Annotated in this window: 1 protein-coding gene; it reads right to left on the reverse strand. The window is 63.7% G+C overall.

Annotated features, from left to right (window positions below; all coding sequences use genetic code 11):
* Positions 1-2,162: winged helix-turn-helix domain-containing protein (locus AC0L2A_RS35995; protein WP_473612929.1), on the reverse strand; the 2,162-nt coding region annotated here is incomplete at its 3' end.
* Between the last annotated feature and the right edge of the window lie 84 nt (positions 2,163-2,246).

The raw sequence follows: 2,246 nt of genomic DNA on the forward strand, positions 1-2,246 counted from the left end.
TGATTGCCGTAGCGTGGACCCTGGTCGCACAGGCTCTCCAGCGCGGCCGCTGCGAGAATGCATATCTCGGTCCGCTTGCGGGCGCCGCCCTCCAGCCGCGGCAGCAGGTCGCTGAGTAGCGCGGCGGCTTCGCGTGGCTTCCTGTCGGCGAGAAGCACCTGGAACTTCGTGATGCAGTGCGCCCAGCGCTCGACCATGGGCTCGTTGGCGGCTTCGCTCGCCGCCATGAAGCGCTCGCAATCCTCATAGGCGGCCGCGAAATCGCCTTGCCTGGCATGAAGCGCGGCATAGCAATTGGCGACGATGGCGACCTGTGTGCTGAAACGGCTGTCGGCGATCTCGGCCAGGCGCTCGACCACCTGGTCGAGCTCGGCAAAGTCGTTGCGGAACTTCATCTGCATCTGAAGATGATACAGGCCACCGAACTCCACACCCTTGAGCGACTCGCGCTCGCCAATCGCGATCGCCTCCCGCAACGCCGCTTCGGCCGACGGGTAGGGAAAACCCCGTCTCTTATACGGGAAGTAACGGCCGCTCTTGGCGCCAAACTCGACCAGCCACATGCCGAGCACCCAAGGCAGCACCTCCTTGTCGCTCAAATCCTCGACAACGCTGTCGACGGCCTTGGTGAACAGATCGGCCCGCATGACCGATACCGAATGCTCGATCAGCGTTTCGCTGGCAAGCAGCCGTAAGCCGCTTGGGTCGTGCTCGGGATTCCGGGTCAGCCGCTCCAGCAGTTCGGTTTCCAGCGCTTGCCCGGCCGGGCTGTTGCGGTAGTAGTCGTCGCCGAAGTTTAGCGCCCGCACCATGCCGATGCGCACCAGCATCGCTTCCTCGGAAGGCAGTTCCGGCAGGCCGCGCTCGATGATTTCGAACGCCCGGCGGGTCCAGGCCGAAAGACCCTCATAGGTGCGCCAACTGTCCGTTTTGACCAGAACCGCGCGCGACACCGCAAGACAAAGCCCGCGCAGATCGTCGGCCTCGCCAAAGGCATGCCATGCCTTCGACAGCCAGTGCTCTGCCGCGGCGTCGTTCGGCATGTGGGCCACGCCCAGCCAATAGAAATGCCAGCCGTTCATGAACGCTTCCGGCAACCGGCCGACCCATTCGATGAAGGTCGTTCGATGTCCCTGCGCCAAAACGGTCTCCGCCCGGCTCAGCATGAGCCCGCTCGCCTGATCCCAGTCCTCTGCCTGCAAGGCGAGGTGTATGGCTTCGTCATGACGGCCGGCGTCGGCGAGGACCTTTGCCGCCCTTTGTTTGAGCGACTTCTGCTCTTCTGCCGTCACACGCTGTGCGAAGCGTCGGTCGAGGAAGTCTCGCAAGAGGTCGTGCAGGTGGAAAACGTCGCGGCTGTTTTCCGTTCGCGTGACCAGCAATTGCCGCCTGTAGAGCCTGTCGAGCAGCTTGCCCGCTTCGCTCGACCCGATCATCACGTCCGCCAGTTCGGCGCTGATTTCGGGCAGCAGATTGAGTTTCAGCAGCATGTCCTGGTCGGCGGCAGGGAGGGAAAGGAAGAAATGGCGGCCGAGAACGTCCGACAGGGCATTCTGCCCGCCGGGTGCTGTCCCGGTCGTGTCATCAGGGCCGACCGCCGAGCCGTGATCGGCGAGGAGAACCAGCCCGATCGCCCAGCCGCGCGCCGCTTCGACATCGACTGGAACGGCGCCGTTCCTCGACCGCAGCTTGACGAAATCGCGCGCTTCCGCTGTTGAGAATTCGAGCGCCAACCTGTCTACGATGGCCATCTGGCCCTTGAGAACGAGGTCGCCCAGTGCCTCCTGAGGCAGCTTGCGCGAGATGCAGATGCAGCGGACCGTGTCAGGAAGTTCACGGAACATCACCGAAAGCACCGCCCGGAATTCGGGCGTGTCGGCGTCCTGCAAATCGTCGAGGACCAGAATGGTGCCGGGCTTCAACCGCGCGAAGTAGGCTCTGAAGAAGCGCCTGGCGAATTCCTTCGGCTGCTCGGCATACTCGACGCCGAAGACCGGCATGTCTCCAACCGCGGGTGAGGCGAGTGACTGCGCCAGATATTGAAAGAAGCGCGCAATATCCTGGTCGCCCTCGTCGATGCGGAACCACACATGCGGTGCCTCGACGCTTTCGAGGTAGTCGATGACCGCCGTCGTCTTGCCGTAGCCGGCCGGCGCAGCCACCCAGCATACGCTCGAACGCGATTTTTGACCGATCGCTTCGAGAACGCGGTTCCGCCTCAATATCCTGGCGCTGCGCGGCGCCGC

The sequence above is a fragment of the Mesorhizobium sp. WSM4844 genome (assembly GCF_055811775.1).